14 protein-coding genes and 1 pseudogene are annotated in these 14,896 nt (G+C 65.2%); 8 read left to right on the plus strand and 7 right to left on the minus strand.

Going from position 1 to position 14,896, the window contains the following annotated elements; genetic code table 11:
* The first annotated feature begins 1 nt into the window (after position 1).
* From ACXR2W_RS09535 to ACXR2W_RS09545, 3 genes are read left to right on the plus strand one after another with little or no spacing between them, the layout of a single operon-like run.
* Complete coding sequence (locus tag ACXR2W_RS09535) at positions 2 to 988, plus strand: branched-chain amino acid ABC transporter permease (protein ID WP_458816320.1); 987 nt, start codon at positions 2 to 4, stop codon at positions 986 to 988.
* Entirely contained in the window at positions 981 to 1,991 is a 1,011-nt protein-coding gene (locus ACXR2W_RS09540) for an ABC transporter ATP-binding protein (RefSeq protein WP_458816318.1), read from the plus strand. Before ACXR2W_RS09535 ends, ACXR2W_RS09540 begins: the two co-directional genes overlap by 8 nt.
* Entirely contained in the window at positions 1,988 to 2,812 is an 825-nt protein-coding gene (locus ACXR2W_RS09545) for an ABC transporter ATP-binding protein (protein ID WP_458816316.1), read from the plus strand. Before ACXR2W_RS09540 ends, ACXR2W_RS09545 begins: the two co-directional genes overlap by 4 nt.
* Positions 2,813 to 2,869: 57 nt before the next feature.
* Here ACXR2W_RS09545 and ACXR2W_RS09550 read toward each other — a convergent pair whose 3' ends face one another.
* The 4 genes and pseudogenes from ACXR2W_RS09550 to ACXR2W_RS09565 form a co-directional block, all read right to left on the minus strand.
* The gene (locus ACXR2W_RS09550) at positions 2,870 to 3,748 is read right to left on the minus strand and encodes a type II toxin-antitoxin system HipA family toxin (RefSeq protein WP_458816348.1); all 879 of its coding nucleotides are present in this window, start codon (positions 3,746 to 3,748) and stop codon (positions 2,870 to 2,872) included.
* A 57-nt stretch (positions 3,749 to 3,805) separates the two neighbouring features.
* Positions 3,806 to 4,162 (minus strand): annotated as a pseudogene (locus tag ACXR2W_RS09555) (HipA N-terminal domain-containing protein); the annotation flags it as partial.
* Complete coding sequence (locus ACXR2W_RS09560; protein WP_458816314.1) at positions 4,143 to 4,487, minus strand: helix-turn-helix transcriptional regulator; 345 nt, start codon at positions 4,485 to 4,487, stop codon at positions 4,143 to 4,145. The pseudogene ACXR2W_RS09555 and the gene ACXR2W_RS09560, both read right to left, overlap by 20 nt.
* Positions 4,488 to 4,634: 147 nt before the next feature.
* Positions 4,635 to 5,912 (minus strand): ABC transporter substrate-binding protein, encoded by a 1,278-nt coding sequence (locus ACXR2W_RS09565; protein WP_458816312.1) that lies wholly within the window; start codon positions 5,910 to 5,912, stop codon positions 4,635 to 4,637.
* A gap of 176 nt (positions 5,913 to 6,088) precedes the next feature.
* Here ACXR2W_RS09565 and ACXR2W_RS09570 point away from each other — a divergent pair, with 176 nt between their 5' ends.
* Complete coding sequence (locus ACXR2W_RS09570; protein WP_458816310.1) at positions 6,089 to 6,481, plus strand: DUF4260 family protein; 393 nt, start codon at positions 6,089 to 6,091, stop codon at positions 6,479 to 6,481.
* Positions 6,478 to 7,026 (plus strand): TetR/AcrR family transcriptional regulator, encoded by a 549-nt coding sequence (locus ACXR2W_RS09575; RefSeq protein ID WP_458816308.1) that lies wholly within the window; start codon positions 6,478 to 6,480, stop codon positions 7,024 to 7,026. Before ACXR2W_RS09570 ends, ACXR2W_RS09575 begins: the two co-directional genes overlap by 4 nt.
* Here ACXR2W_RS09575 and smc read toward each other — a convergent pair.
* From smc to ACXR2W_RS09590, 3 genes are read right to left on the minus strand one after another with little or no spacing between them, the layout of a single operon-like run.
* Entirely contained in the window at positions 7,002 to 10,754 is a 3,753-nt protein-coding gene (gene smc, locus ACXR2W_RS09580; RefSeq protein WP_458816306.1) for a chromosome segregation protein SMC, read from the minus strand. The genes ACXR2W_RS09575 and smc overlap by 25 nt on opposite strands.
* Positions 10,755 to 10,762: 8 nt before the next feature.
* Complete coding sequence (locus tag ACXR2W_RS09585) at positions 10,763 to 12,511, minus strand: long-chain-fatty-acid--CoA ligase (protein WP_458816304.1); 1,749 nt, start codon at positions 12,509 to 12,511, stop codon at positions 10,763 to 10,765.
* Positions 12,512 to 12,558: 47 nt separating this feature from the next.
* Complete coding sequence (locus tag ACXR2W_RS09590; protein WP_458816302.1) at positions 12,559 to 12,966, minus strand: DUF4260 family protein; 408 nt, start codon at positions 12,964 to 12,966, stop codon at positions 12,559 to 12,561.
* A gap of 60 nt (positions 12,967 to 13,026) precedes the next feature.
* Here ACXR2W_RS09590 and ACXR2W_RS09595 point away from each other — a divergent pair, with 60 nt between their 5' ends.
* Genes ACXR2W_RS09595 through ACXR2W_RS09605 form a run of 3 tightly spaced genes read left to right on the plus strand, consistent with a single transcriptional unit; the run spans position 13,027 to position 14,894 of the window.
* Positions 13,027 to 13,644: a DUF1648 domain-containing protein gene (locus ACXR2W_RS09595; RefSeq protein ID WP_458816300.1), complete on the plus strand. Its 618-nt coding sequence runs from the start codon at positions 13,027 to 13,029 to the stop codon at positions 13,642 to 13,644.
* Between the two features lie 43 nt (positions 13,645 to 13,687).
* Positions 13,688 to 14,101 carry a DUF1801 domain-containing protein gene (locus tag ACXR2W_RS09600; protein WP_458839626.1) on the plus strand — a complete coding sequence of 138 codons (414 nt, stop codon included), beginning with the start codon at positions 13,688 to 13,690 and terminating at the stop codon, positions 14,099 to 14,101.
* Positions 14,102 to 14,105: 4 nt separating this feature from the next.
* Positions 14,106 to 14,894, plus strand: coding sequence for a formylglycine-generating enzyme family protein (locus ACXR2W_RS09605; protein ID WP_458816296.1), 789 nt, complete (start codon positions 14,106 to 14,108; stop codon positions 14,892 to 14,894).
* Positions 14,895 to 14,896: the final 2 nt, after the last annotated feature.

Genomic DNA, 14,896 nt, shown 5'->3' on the forward strand with positions numbered 1-14,896 from the left:
CATGGAATTTCTCTCAAGCCTTCTCGAGTCGATGCTGCAGACCGCGATCAGCCCGGTCACGGCAGCGTTCGTGATCGCCGCGATCGGTCTCAACATTCACTTCGGTTTCACCGGGCTCATGAACATGGGGCAGGCCGGCTTCATGCTGCTGGGCGGTTACGGCTTCGTCATCTCGGTGATGAGCGGGCTCGGCTTCTTTCCGGCCCTCATCATCTCGATGCTCGCCTCGGCACTCTTCGCGCTGCTGCTCGGGATCCCCACGCTCAAGCTGCGCGGCGACTACCTCGCCATCGTCACGATCGGGGCGGCAGAAATTGTGCGCATGGTCGCTCGTCTCGCGAACCTTTCACCGATCACGGGCGGGCCGAGCGGCATTCAGAGCCCCAACTTTCGGGTGGAGCTGAACGCCCTCTCGCCGCTGCCCGAGGGCCGCACCACGATTCTCGGCCTCGAATACGTCAACACGGGTGTTGACGACTGGTGGTCACGCATCGTCGCTTGGGGGCTCGTCGCCCTTTTCATCCTCATCACCTGGCTGCTCATGCGCAGTCCCTGGGGCCGGGTACTCAAGGGTATTCGCGAAGACGAAGACGCGGTGCGCTCGCTCGGTAAGAGCACGTTCTCGTACAAGATGCAGGCGCTCATGATCGGCGGTGTCATGGGCGGCTTCGGCGGCATCATCATGGTGCTCCCCTCGGCCATCAACCCCGACGGCATGGGGCGCGCGACCACGTTCAACCTGTGGATGATCATGCTGCTCGGCGGCGCGGCCACCATTCTTGGCCCGCTGCTCGGCTCGATCCTGTTCTTCGTGGTGCGTCTCGTGATCTCAGCCACCATGACCGAGTTTGTGCCGGCGAGCGTGTTCAACGCGCAGCAGACCGAGATCGTGTCGTGGATCCTCATCGGCGCGATGCTCATGCTGCTCGTCATATTCAGACCCCAGGGCATACTCGGTAACAAAAAGGAGCTGTCGTTCAATGTCTAGAAGCTCTCGCACGGTAAGCCCGACGGGGCTCGCATACCCGAGCGACCGCGAGGCCCTGCGGGCCCAGCTGCGCACGCTCGATCAGACCCCCGGTGTCGCGAAGCCGGATCCGATTCTCACTGTCGACAACATCGAACGGCGCTTCGGGGGCATGACCGCGGTCGATGTCGACCACCTGCAGGTGCAGCGCGGCGCGATCACCGCGCTGATCGGCCCAAACGGTGCCGGCAAGACGACGTTCTTCAACCTGCTGACCGGTTTCGATCACCCGACGAATGCTGCGCCGCTCGTGGGCAGCAGCGACGGCAAGGCGAAGTGGTCGTTTGAGGGGCGGCCGCTCGGCCGCACGAATGCGACCCGGGTGGCGCGCGCGGGCATGATCCGGACCTTCCAATTAACGAAGGCCCTGGACCGGATGACGGTCCTTGAAAACATGCTCATTGGCGCGAATGACCAGCCGGGCGAGAACCTGTTCGTAGGGCTCGTGAAGCCGCTGTGGGCGAAGCGCGAGCGCGAGAACGTCGAGCGCGCCGAGGAGCTTTTGCGCCGGTTTAAGCTCGATGCGAAGCGTGACGACATGGCGGGCGGGCTCTCGGGCGGGCAGAAGAAGCTGCTCGAGATGGCGCGCGCGCTCATGACGAACCCATCGATGATTATGCTCGATGAGCCGATGGCGGGCGTGAACCCGGCGCTCACGCAGAGTCTGCTCGATCACATTCAGATGCTACGCGACGAGGGTACGACCGTGCTGTTTGTGGAGCACGACATGCACATGGTGCGCCACATTTCTGACTGGGTGATCGTGATGGCGCAGGGCCGCATTATCGCCGAGGGTCTGCCCGAGGAGGTCATGACGAGCCCGGCCGTGGTCGACGCCTACCTGGGCGCGCACCACGATCGTGACTTGGGCGATGATGACGTGCTCACGACGGGCGTGATTCGCGCGATCGCGAGCGAGGCGGCCGAAGAGCTGGCACAAGAGATTTCAGAGGAGACGCGATGAGCGAGCAAGCTGGCGTGCACGTGCCAGGACCCGGGCCAGATTCCGGGCCAGATTCCGTGGACATTGTGATGCGGGCAGAGAACCTCGATGCGGGGTATCTGCCGGGCATCAACATTTTGAACGACTGCTCGCTCGAGGCACGCCGGGGCGAACTAGTGGGCATTATCGGGCCGAACGGTGCGGGCAAGTCGACGCTCTTGAAGTCGCTGTTTGGGCTCGTGAATATTCGAAGTGGCCGGGTCGTGTTGAACGGCGAGGACGTGACGGGCCTCAAGACGAACGAGCTGGTGCGAGCGGGCGTCGGGTTTGTGCCGCAGACGAACAACGTGTTTCCGTCACTGTCGATCGAAGAGAACCTGCAGATGGGGCTGTTTTTGAAGCCGAAGCAGTTTGCGCGCCGCGTCGAAGAGATGTGGGAGCTGTTTCCCATGCTCGCCGAACGCCAGAAGCAGCTCGCGGGGTCGCTATCGGGCGGCGAACGGCAGTCGGTCGCGATGGCGCGGGCGCTCATGATGAACCCGAGTGTGCTGCTGCTTGACGAGCCGAGCGCCGGGCTCTCCCCCGTACGCCAGGACGAGACGTTTATTCGCACGCGGCAGATCAACAAGACCGGCGTGACGATCATTATGGTGGAGCAGAATGCACGCCGCTGCCTGCAGATCTGTGACCGCGCCTACGTGCTCGACCACGGCACGAACGCCTACGAGGGGCCGGGGCGCGAACTCGCGAACGACCCGCGCGTGATCGAACTGTATCTCGGCACACTCGCACAAGACGTGGAGCAGAAGGCGGCCGCCGCGAAGCCGGCTGAGCCGGCCTAGGCGGCCTAGGCGGCCGAGCCGGAGGCAGATACAGCGACTTCGCCTTGGAGCTGTTAGCTAAAGCGGGTCTGCCCTGGGTGAAGGGCGCGTTACGGGCTGAAACGCGATGGCCCGAGGCAGGTCTCGTGTGACAGTTTCGTGCAGAAATGAGCTTCGGACAATGGCCAGAGTCGCGGCGGGTATACGCATTTCGTCGGCCGCGTCGCTAAAATTATTCGCTATTGCAACTCTGAGCTCGTCTACAATGTTTGAAGCTGCCGGTCGACTTAGCCCGTAGAAGGCCGACTGCCTTATCAAAGCAGCCAGACTCGCCAGCTTCTCTCCGTCTTTTCCATATGCCAGCGTCTGAGTCACCTCGGCCCCCTCGCGGCGCGCAGCGGGGGCAAGATCATACGCCGGGGTCAACTCCAGTGTTGAGCCGTCCCAAAATGCTGCATGATTACGAAGGTGATCGTCGTTGTTGGAGATTGCCATATTGAAAGCTACGCGTTTAAAGAGCTCTGGGCCGACCAACTCGGGTTGGGACGCGAGCCTGGCAACCTTTTCCACCAGTTCAGGATAAGTGCCAAAGCGTGCTGAGAGTTCGTCTTTGCCACTGATCGTGAGCGCGGACACGACAAGACGTCGAGCACCTTGGACACGATCAAATCTTTCTGAAATCAGCGCGTAGCGACCCTGAATGTTTCGCGCCTGCACTGGAGCCGTGGACACCCCGGCATAGTGGGCAAGTTTCGACGCCAATGCTTCAGCTTCGACGGCGGGGAACACGTCTGTCGTGACACTAAATTTCACCAGAGATGGTGTGCCGGCAACGGCAACGAGTGATTTAGGACGAGCACCGCCGATACCTGTACCCGACAAAATTGCATCGTGCAAGGCTGGTGGGAGCGACTCACCCTGAGACACCAGCTCAGCTACACGCTGCAAGTCGGTCAACGGAGCACCGCCACCGCGCGGAACATATGTAGCCGGTGATCGCTGAAAATCCAGAGCGCCAATCCGATCTGAATCTGACTCAATCAGATACGTGAATTCAGATAGGTCCGCCGTCTCTGCAGCGTCGCCCCGGCTTCCCGTCAGGCGGTTCAATATGACTCGTCGCCCCCAAGCGTCTGGGGCGGCATCCCGGATGGCACTTGGCAGCGACATGGTGCCGGTCGGCTCGTAAGTACGATCTCCCAGTGGCAAAGTGGGGGCTAAGCTAATCGCATTTGGACGCTCCAGATACCTGGTGCCGTACGCGAACCGCAGGTCCCCGCTCGCCCCAGGAGACAGCACCCCCGCTGGGACTGGAGATACTTCACCTGGGAGCCATGTCCAAACAAATAGATTAGAAGTCTCGAAGGTCACGGGACACCTCTGATTGTGCGGCTACTCGTTTGGGAATGAGCGCGATCTTTTCTTCGCCCCGAAACCGCATTCGGGCCAGCGCTACGGGGTCCTCCTCTTGAAATAGCGGCACGCCAGCAGCCAGCGCTGCGTTGATCACGTTGCCAACTGCGACGGACGGATGTCCCCGCTCAATCATAGAAATCGTGCGTTCCGATGCACCGCAGACTGCTCCCAAGTGCTTCTGCGTCCATCCTCGCTCGACTCGCGCAATCCTGACCTGCTGGCCGAGCACTTCAAGGACATCTTGGGCACTTCCACGCACTTCAACCTTTTCTCGCGCCATCCTCAATACCTTCCTGTTAACTTATGATAACAGGATAGTAATGAGGGTCATCCTGTAAAAGTGCAAACGCGAAGAGCCTCCACGGCATGAATTACTTTTACCGTGGAGGCTCTTCGCCATGTTGGTGTTACCCGAGGGGCTGTGAGATTAGCCCTCGATCTCGCCCACCGCTTCGGGCTCGTTCTTATCGTTGTACTTGTAGATGCCGATCAGCGCGGTCGACGGTTCATTGTCGTCGTTCAGCGGGCCACCGCCAGCCTTACCGAGGTAGTGGATGTCCTTACCGTCGGCCAGCAGGTCAGAGCACGCCTTGAACGTGTCGCACTCTTCGCCACCGTCGGTGCCCGAGACAGCGTGCAGGTTCGCCACGATCGTGTCGGTGTCGGCCGAGCCGCCCTTCTGCGCGGCGAGCGCGACGAGCATCACTGCGTCGTACGACTCGGGCGCGAAGTTGAGGCTCTTCGACGCGTCTGACGAGGCCGCGACGAGTGCCTTCTCGAACGCCTCGTCGACGGTACGGCCGGGGGTGGTGCCCTGTGCACCCTCGAGCAGACCGTCGTCGAACTCGGGGTACGGCACCGTGTTGCCGTCGACTAGGTACAGCTTCGACAGGTCGAAGCCCTGCGCCGCGAGCTCTGGGATCGCCTGCTTGGCTTCAACGTAGCTGACCATGGCAACAGCGTCGGGCTTGGTGGCAAGCGCCGCGGTCACCTCAGACGAGAACGTGGTCTGCGCTTCGGGGAACTCTTCGCCCGCACCGGTCGCACCGTAGGTGACCTCGCCGCCCGCTTCTTCGAGCGTCGTCTGCAGGTTGTCGCGCAGGCCCTTGCCGTAGTCGTTGTTCTGCGTGAGCACCGCCACCTTCGCGTTGCCGTCCTGCAGAATCAGGTTGCCGAGTGCACGGCCCTGAATAATGTCGGAGGCGATGGTGCGAAAGTACAGGTCGTTAATGCCTGCGAGCGCGATGCCCGTGTTCGACGGGGAACCCATCAAAATGCCCGCCTCGGTGACCTTCGGCATCGCGGCGTTCGTGTTACCGGTACCCATGGCTCCGAGCACAAACGCCGGGTCGGCCTTGATGATCTCGTTGATGCTCTTGTCCATGATCGTGGGATCAGTGGGGTCGTGCTCGTTGGCCTCGACAACCACTTCGACGGGGTTACCAAGCACGCCGCCGGCGTCGTTGATCTCTGACACGGCGAGCTTCACTGCGGCCTGCGGGCCGTAGATCAGGTGCTCGAGCGAGCCGGTCTGCGGCAGCAGCGTTCCGATGCGCAGCGCGTCGACCGACTCTGCGGCGGTCGTGTCTGTCCCAGCGTCACCCTTGTCTGCAGGAGCACCACCGCTCGAGCACGCAGAGAGCATGAGCGCGGCACCCGCCATCAGGGCAAGGGCACCGGCTGCTTTGTTGGAGTAAACCTTCATTGGCAACTGCCTTTCATCATTGAAACGCTCCCAAAGCTGCGGAGCTTGTCGATGAGCCTACTGGGCGGCGCATCAATTACGTGAACACGCCTCGCCGTCAGAGATGAATTCGTTAGATTCCACCCGTCGCACAACATCAATTGCAGAAAGAATGCAAGGCTAATAGCATTAGCCTTATGAATTCTTCTCGCCTCCTTTGGGTCGCTCTTGCCGTCGCGCTGCTCATCGCCAGCGTGTCACTGTGCGTCCACCTCGGCTGGGGCACCGCCGGCATCATTGCGGTGGCCGCGGTTGCGCCCGACCTGGCGCTCATCGGCGCGTTCGCGGGTGGTGGCCGCCTGCGCCCAGAACGCGTTCGCTTCTACAACCTGATGCACTCCGCCAGCCTGGCCAGCGCCACCCTCACTGCCGGCGCAGTGTTAGCCCTGTTGACACCGCAGCGATGGCTGCTACTTGTGGGCCTGGCATGGCTCACCCACATTGCGGTTGACCGCGCATGCGGGTACGGGCCACGGGAGGCTGACGGGACGATACGCCGAACCGTACATAGAAGCGAGGTCCCGGCGTGAGCCCGCGGCGTGAGGCCCTGCTCGCACAGGCCGAAAAAGTGCTCGAATCGCAGGGGCTCGAAGAGTTCAGTCTCGGGGCGGTCGCGCGCGCTGCGGGCATTCGTACACCGAGCCTGTACAAGCACTTTGCGGGCCTCGCCGATCTCGAGCACGCCCTCATCTCGCGCGCGTTCTTTCACCTGGCGGCCGCGCTTGATGACGCCACAACCCGCGAAACAGCCGGCGAACCAGGCGGCGAACCAGAGCCAGACCTGCTCGCCAAGTTCGCGCAGGCCTATCGTGCATACGCAGCTGCACACCCGCAGCTCTACCGGCTCATGACCGAGCGCTCCCTCGACCGCGACCTCCTCGAGGCCGGAGCCGAAGCGGCGGCGATGAGCGCACTGCTCAAGTTTTTCGGCGAGTCCCATGCGTCACACGATCGCGCACGCGCGGCTTGGGCAGCCGCCCACGGGCTCGTGTCGCTCGAACTCGCCGGCCGATTTCCACCCGGCACCGACCTCGACGCTGCCTGGGCCGTCTACACCTCGGCGTTTACGCGCTGACCCACCACCTGCGAAATGCCGTCTTGCCGCATCGACACCCCGTAGAGCGCGTCGGCAATCTCCATCGTGCGCTTCTGGTGCGTGATGATGATCAGCTGCGAGTTCTCACGCAGCCGCTCAAACACCTGCAGCAGCCGCCCCAGGTTCGCATCGTCAAGCGCCGCCTCGACCTCGTCGACGATGTAGAACGGGCTCGGCCTGGCCTGAAAAATCGCCATCAGCCACGCAACCGCCGCGAGCGACCTTTCACCGCCCGACAACAGCGACATACGTTCCACCTTCTTGCCCGCGGGCCGCACCGCAATATCGATGCCGGTCGTGAGCAGATCCTCGGGGTCGGTGAGCGCAATCTCACCCGCGCCTCCCGGAAACAGGATCGGAAACACCTCACCAAACGCCGCCCGCGTGTCCTCGAACGCCGCGGCAAAAATGCCCTGCATCTTTTCGTCCAGGTCGCTGATGATCGCGAGCAGGTCGGCACGCGTCTTGGTGAGATCATGCAGCTGATCTGACAAGAACCGGTGCCGCTGCTCGAGCGCCGCGAACTCCTCGAGCGCGAGCGGGTTAATTCGTCCGAGGCGCGCGAGTTTCTTCTCGGCGGCCGCGAGCCGCTGCTCTTGCTCCGCGCGCACGTACGGCGCCCCAGCGATCTGGGTTTCAGCTCCGGATCTCGGCTGCGCCTCCCCCGCACCGCCCGGGCTGCCCGCGCCGGGCGCGCTGACCCCCAGCTCGCGGGCGAGATCTGCCTCAAGCTGACTCGCGAACGCTGCGGGCTCCGCGGGCTCCTGCTCCTCAGTGTTGCCTTCGAGTTCAGCGTCGCTTTCGAGCGCCGTAGGAATCAACTGATCGGGCCCGTACTCTGCGAGCAGCACCCCCTCCGCGAGGCCCAGCTCATTCGACGCGCGCTCGAGCAGCGACGCGAGGTGCAGCTTACGCTCGTAACTCTTCAGCTCGGCGCTGTGAGCGTGCTCGGTCAGGCTCGCGAGCTTGGTGCGCAGCGCCGTCTCTTCGGTGCGCAGCTGCACAAGCTCGCTGCTGCGGCTCGCGCGTGCAGCCTCGGCTTGCTGCTGCTCGGTGCGGGCTTCGGCGAGCGACAGGTCGCACGCTTCGATCACGGCGGGCAGGGCGCGGGCGACGCGCTCAGCGCGCTCCACCTGACGGCGGCGCAGCACCTCGCGCCTCGCCGACTCATCGGCCGCGCGGCGCTCTGCCTCCAGCTGAATCGTCAGGTCGCGTTCGCGGGCCTGGGCCGCGCGCACGCGCTCACGCGCGGTTTCGAGCGCGAGCCGGTGTTCGAGCTCGCTGGCACGGGCACTCTCGAGCTCGGCCGATTGGGCGTCGCGAGCGGTGACGTCGAGGAGCGGGCGCGGGGTGCTCGCGGCGTCCTCGAGGGTGCGCTCGGCTTCTTCGAGAGCTTCGGCCGCCTGCGCAGCATCGGCCTGCACCTGCTCGGTCTGCTGCGCCGTACGCTCGGCCTCGGCGTGGGTCACCTCGGCGCGCACGGCAAGCTGGTTGCGCTCTTTCGCGTGCTCCGCCGCACGGGCATCGGCCTCGCGCATGCGGCTGTAGGCGGAGTGGAGATCTTTCTTGGCCTGCTGCGCAGCTGCGCGCAGCGCGGCAAGTGTCTCAGTCTGAGCCTGCGCCTCCGCCTGCACAGCTTCGAGCTCAGTACGAGCTTTATCAAGTTCTGCAGCTGTCTCGATGCTCGTGGTAGTGGCCCCCGCACCGCCCGAGAGGGTGTGGCGGGTCAGCACTTCACCCGCGGGGGTGACGACAGTGAAGCTGGAGCCCGGGCCCTGGCTCGTTGCGAGCGCTCGCACCACAACCTCGGCATGGGCAAGGTCGGTCGCGGCGTAGCTGCCGACCAGCAGGGCGCGCACCCCCACTGGGGCGGCTTCGAGTACGCCGGTGAGCGGGGTCGCGCCGGCAGCCGTCGCGGCGGTATCGAGTAGAGCGGTGTCGAGTAGAGCGGTATCGAGTACAGCAGTCTCGATTTCAGCACCGCCCACGACCGTGCGCACCGTGCCCAGGTCGGCTGTGCGGGCACGCTCGATCGTGGCCACCGCGTCCTCGCGCGATCCTGCCAGGAGTGCGTCGACGTGAGCCCCGAGCGCAGCGCCCACCGCGGCTTCAAACCCGGCGCGCACGCGCACGTGATCTGAGACGCGGCCGTCGATGCCGGCGAGCTCGACCGAGAGAAGCTCGCTCGATGCGTCGCGGGCTGACAAGAGCCCTGCGAGTGCGCCCACGCGCGCTTCGAGGCCTGAGCGGCGCTGCTCGAGCGCGTGCAACGCATCACGTGCTTCATCGCGCAGCCGCTCGGCCGAAGCCTGCGCCTCTTGCGCCGCCCGATGTGCCTGTTCGAGTTCGTCGGCGCTGGGGAGCCGAGGCGTTTCGCCCTCGTCAGCGTCAGCGTCAGCGTCAGCGCCCTGCGCACATGCGTCGAGCTCCCGCTGCGCCGCGAGCGCCCGCTCGTTTGCCTGTGCGAGCGCGTGGGTGCGCCGGGTGAGCTCCTGCGCGAGCGCCTGCTGGCGCTGCTGCGCTGCGTCGACGCGCCCCCGCAGCTTTGACAGCGCCAGGTCGTGCTGCGACACGAGCGCGCTCTGTTCGTGCAGTTGCTCGTCGAGCGCGTCAAGCCCCGCCTTTGCTTTCAGCGACACCGACTGCGCGGCGCGCCACGCCTGCTCTGCCACGGGCACGAGCTGCGCCAGGCGCACACTCTCTGCCGCCGCCTCATCTACGGCGCTGCGCGAGATGCGGCCCTGTTGATCCGGAGCTTCAGCCTGCGACGCCAAGAACGTGAGCCGCTGCTGAGCCTGGGTGAAGAGCCCGCGCAGTTGCTGCTGCACGCCCTCGAGCGCGATCGTGACGCGGCGCGCGTCGTCGAGCGCGTCACCGAGCTGCGCCTGCTCAAGCTGCGCCATGCGCTGCTGCTTCTGATCGTGCTGCGCCTCGAGCACGAGGCGCTCGGCGTGCCGCTCGCTCTCTGAGTGCGCGATCTCGCCCAGCTCGCCGCGCAGCCGGGCGACATCGTCGGCGAGCAGCCTCGCCTTCGCATCGCGCACCTCGGCCGCGATGCTCTGGGCGGCGCGCGCGACCTCGGCTTGCCGGCCCAGCGGCTTCAGCTGGCGCCGGATCTCGCCCGCGAGATCCTGGAGCCGCGTGAGGTTCGCCTCCATCGCGTCGAGCTTGCGCAGCGTGCGCTCCTTGCGGCGCCGGTGCTTGAGAATTCCGGCGGCCTCTTCGATGAAACCGCGCCGGTCTTCGGGGGTCGCGCGCAGCACCGCGTCGAGCTGCCCCTGGCCGACGATCACGTGCATCTCTCGGCCGAGCCCCGAGTCGCTCAAGAGCTCTTGCACGTCGAGCAGCCGGCACCCCTCACCGTTAATCGCATACTCGCTGGCGCCGCTGCGAAACAGGGTGCGGCTGATCGTCACCTCGCTGTACTCGATCGGCAGCGCACCGTCTGAGTTGTCGATCGTAAGCTTCACCTCTGCGCGGCCGAGCGGGCCGCGCGAGGCGGTGCCCGCGAAGATCACGTCTTCCATCTTGCCGCCGCGCAGCGTCTTTGCGCCCTGCTCGCCCATCACCCAGGCGAGCGCGTCGACCACGTTCGATTTACCCGACCCGTTGGGGCCGACGATCGCGGTGACGCCAGGCTCAAACTGAAACGTGGTGGGGCGCGCAAACGACTTGAAGCCCTTGATCGTAAGACTCTTGAGGTGCACTCGCTCCCCTACGCGGTTTCGTCGCTCTGTGCGCCGTCGTCGTCGACTTCGCCGGCGGCACGCACCGCGCCCCGGTCGGCGATCAGGGTGTCACGCACTTTGCGGCGCAGCACCTTGCCAATGAGCGACTTGGGCAGCTCCTCCCACACCAGGTAGCTCGAGGGGCGCTTGTACTCTGCGAGTGACTCGCGGGCGATCTCGCGCGCCGCCGCCTCGTCAAAGCTTGCGCCTTCTTCGAGAATCACGGCGGCGGTGACCACCTCTGCGCCGCTGCCGCGGGGCACACCCACGACGGCGCACTCGGCGACGCCCGGCACGCGGCAGATCGCGGCCTCCACTTCACTCGGCGAAACGTTGAAGCCACCGGTGATGATGAGCTCCTTCTTACGGTCCACGACCGTCACGAACCCGTCTTCGTCTTGCACCACGAGGTCGCCCGTGCGCAGCCAGCCGCCCTCGAGCAGGGTCTGGGCCGTCTCTTCGGGGCGGTTCCAGTACCCCTGAAACACCTGCGGGCCGTGAATCAGCAGCTCGCCGGGCTCACCCTGCGCCACCTCGCGGGTGGGTTCGTTCGGGTCGACGACGCGAATGTCGGTCGACGGGAACGGGAGACCGATCGCACCGATCCGGCGCGCGTCATTGAAGGGATTGGCGAGCGCGACCGGGCTCGTCTCAGTGAGGCCGTAGCCCTCGTTGAGCATGCTGCCCGCGAGCTCTTCCCAGCGCTTCACGATCGCGGGGGTGAGCGTCATAGCGCCCGAGATCGCGTAGACGACGCCTGACAGATCGAGCGCGCCGTCGCGGGCGACCCGTGCGAGCCGGTCAAACATGGGAGGAACCGCGGGCACGAACGTGGGCGGAAACTTTTGGGCCGCCTTTTTGACGAGCTCGGGGTCGAAGGTGGGAAACAGCACCGCGCGCGATCCGGTCTCGACCGAGTAAATCACCGAGAGCAGCAGGCCGAACGAGTGAAACATGGGCAGCAGGCCGTAAATGCTGCCCTCGCCGCGCGTGAAATCGGGCATCCATGCCGCGCCCTGGCGGGCGTTTGCCCACAGGTTCGCGTGCGTAATCATGGCGCCCTTAGGGGTGCCGGTCGTGCCCGAGGTGTACTGCAGGCACGCGACGTCGTCTTTGCCGGGCCGCGGGTGCGACGTGGCGAGCGGCGCGCTCTTTTCGAGCGCCGCAAACGACACCGTGCCGGGGGCGGGCGCCGTGAGCTTTGCGCGCGACTCACGCGCCTTCTGGATCGGCAGTTTCAGTGCGAGCCTGGTCGCGAACGGCATAGCGCGGGTAATGTCGACCGCCACGACGGTCGTGATGCCGAGCTCGCGCGGTAGCGACTGTACTAGGTCTGCGAGCTTGTCCCAGGTGATGACGACGGTGGCGCCGTGATCACGAAACTGGGTTTCGAGCTCGGCGCGCGTGTAGAGCGGGTTGTGCTCGACGACCACGGCGCCCAGGCGCAGCACGGCGTAGAACGCGACCAGGTGCTGCGGGGCGTTGGGCATAATGAGCGCGACCCGATCGCCTGATGCCACTCCGAGTTTTTTGAGCCCCTCGGCAACGCGGGCGACGCGGTCGCCCAGCGCACGGTAGGTCGTGGTGGCGCCAAAGAAGCTCACCGCGTCGCGGTCGGCCCACTGCGCGACGCGCTCGTCGAGCAGGTCGCTAAGTGAACCCACCACGGGTTCGATGTCGACCGGCGTACCCGGGGCGTAGAACCGGTTCCAGGCACGCGTTTCATTCATCTGCATGGTTACAAGAATAGAAGCGTGAGCGAAAGTTTGCGCCCGCCTGGCCGCTAGAAGCCAGATTTGAAGGTGGGGGCAGCCTTGGGCAGCATGCCGTCTTCGTCGCGCGGGCCAAACCCAAACGCACGGTAGGCCGCGTTATTTACGAACCAGGCGAGACCCGCGATGCCCACGCTCCAGGTGCCCGTCTCGAAGCCGCCGGTGACGAGCAGCGTTACGATGCCGATCGCGAGCAGCGCCATGGGCGCCCCAATACCAAAGGCAGCATTGTGCAGTCGCACTCGCTCGGGCTTCATGCGGCCGTGCTCGGTGAGGGATCCCACGAGCGTGGCGTACGGCAAGGCGATGACCACGGCGGCGATAAGGATCGCCTGCCCGCCCCACCAGAAGCAGCACAGCACGAGCACAACAAACCAGACGGCGGCACTCATGCCCCAGGTCACGCGAGGAAATCCCATGGTCTCAATGTTACTGGGACGCGCTTTGGTGGCGCGTGTGAGCGTCAGTACCCTGGAAGCATGGAACACGAGGAGTCCGAGATGCCCGACGGTGAGAGAGCTGCGCAAGCTGAGGAGGCCCGGCGCGCGCAGATTCGTCGCGAGCTGCTCGCTCCGCCCAGGCGCGAAACGATGATGAGCGCAGGGTCTTCGGGTGGCGCCTACGGCGAGCGCCCCGCCCGCACGTATGTCACGGGCCGCTGGACGGCGCGGCTGCGTGTCGCGGCGCTCGCGCTTACCGGGGTTGTCGTGTTTGTTGCGCTCGTGCGATATCCGTTCATGCCCGACACGATTGCGGTGCATTTCAATCTGGTGGGCGAGGCCGACGGCTGGGGGCCGCGCTGGTCAATCTTTATCTTGATCGCGCTCGCAGTAGTGATGACGCTGGGGCTCGCCTGGCTTTCGCACCACCCCCGCGTCTACAACTATCCGGCTGACATCTCAGAGGGTAACGCGCAGCAGCTATACCGCGTGGGCGAGCAGATGATGGTGGGCGTAACCCTCGGCATCGCGTTGAGCTTTGCCGGGGTCATTCTCGGCGCCGTGCTGCCTGTCAATCTCGTGGTGCTCACGGTGCCCGGCGTCATCGTACTGCTCGCCTCGATCGTGTGGGGTATTGTGCGGCCGCGGAAGGGATAGATCACGAGCCCGCCTCGGGCGTGAGCGTGCGATGATGTAACACATGGCCACGAAGAAGCCCGCAATGTCGCCCTCTAACGTTCCACCCCTACAGCTGATTGACGGCATCTCCGGCCCGCGCCAAACAGAGGCACGCGAGCTTCTCGCGCTGTTCACTGCGTTGAGCGGTGAGGATCCAGTCGTGTGGGCTGGCCGTATCATTGGCTTTGGTGAGTACGAGTATCGCTACGAGAGTGGTCATCGCGGCACCGCGCCGCGCTTCGCTTTTGCGTCAAATAATCGGCAGCACACGATCTACCTGGTGAGCGACTTTGCCACGCGCTGGCCAGAGCTTGTCGCGCGGCTCGGTGCGTCCAAGACGAGCAAGGCGTGCCTGTATTTGACGCGCCTCACGAGCGTGGACCGTACCGCGCTACGAGAGCTGCTGGAGCGCTCTGCTGAAAGCCCGGGAGGTTAGCGCGATGGAGCGGTTCGCCCACGTGCCCGGTGGTGCTGTGACGCTCACAGACGCACGACGAAAATCGGAGCGTTCCGTGCAGCTCGCTGCATTTGCGATCAGCCGCACGGTTATTACCGAGGCTGAGTACGTCGCGGGCGAGGTTGCGGCGAGCGCCGGCGTGCTCGCGGCGAGCGCGGGTCTGCCGGCACGGGGTATGAGTTGGTTTGATGTGGTGTCGTGGTGCAACGTGGCGTCTGCGCGGGCGGGGCTTGAAGCGGCCTACCGCATACAGGGGCGCGCTGTTCACTGGACCCCTCGTGCTACTGGGTTTCGACTGCCGACAGAGGCGGAGTGGGTGTGGGCTGCGCGAGGCGGCACCGCTGGCCCCCGCTATGGGGCGCTCGCCGAGGTCGGCTGGTGCGCGCTCGACGGGGTGGCTGGCCCGCAACCCGTGGGGTTAAAACTTCCCAACGCGTTCGGTGTCTATGACGCCCTTGGCAATGTGTGGGAGTGGTGCTGGGATCGGCTGGACCCTGCCCGCTACGGCGACTACCGCGTGTTCAAGGGTGGCGGTTGGGCTGACCCCGCGTGGAGCTGCCGGGTGGGGGTGCGGCGCGGCAATGCCCCAGATGCCCGGGTTGAAGATGTCGGGCTTCGGGTCGTGCGGGGCCCGGTACGTGGCGACGTAGGTTCTGGCGACGTAGGTTCTGGATTCGCCCAGGGCTGGTCGGAGCGGGCCGACCGTGAACGGGCGGCGATTGCCGGGCCGCTGCCGGTGGGCTGGACGCCGCTCGCGGTAGACTGCCCGTGATG

The sequence above is a fragment of the Leucobacter faecis genome, from assembly GCF_054456695.2.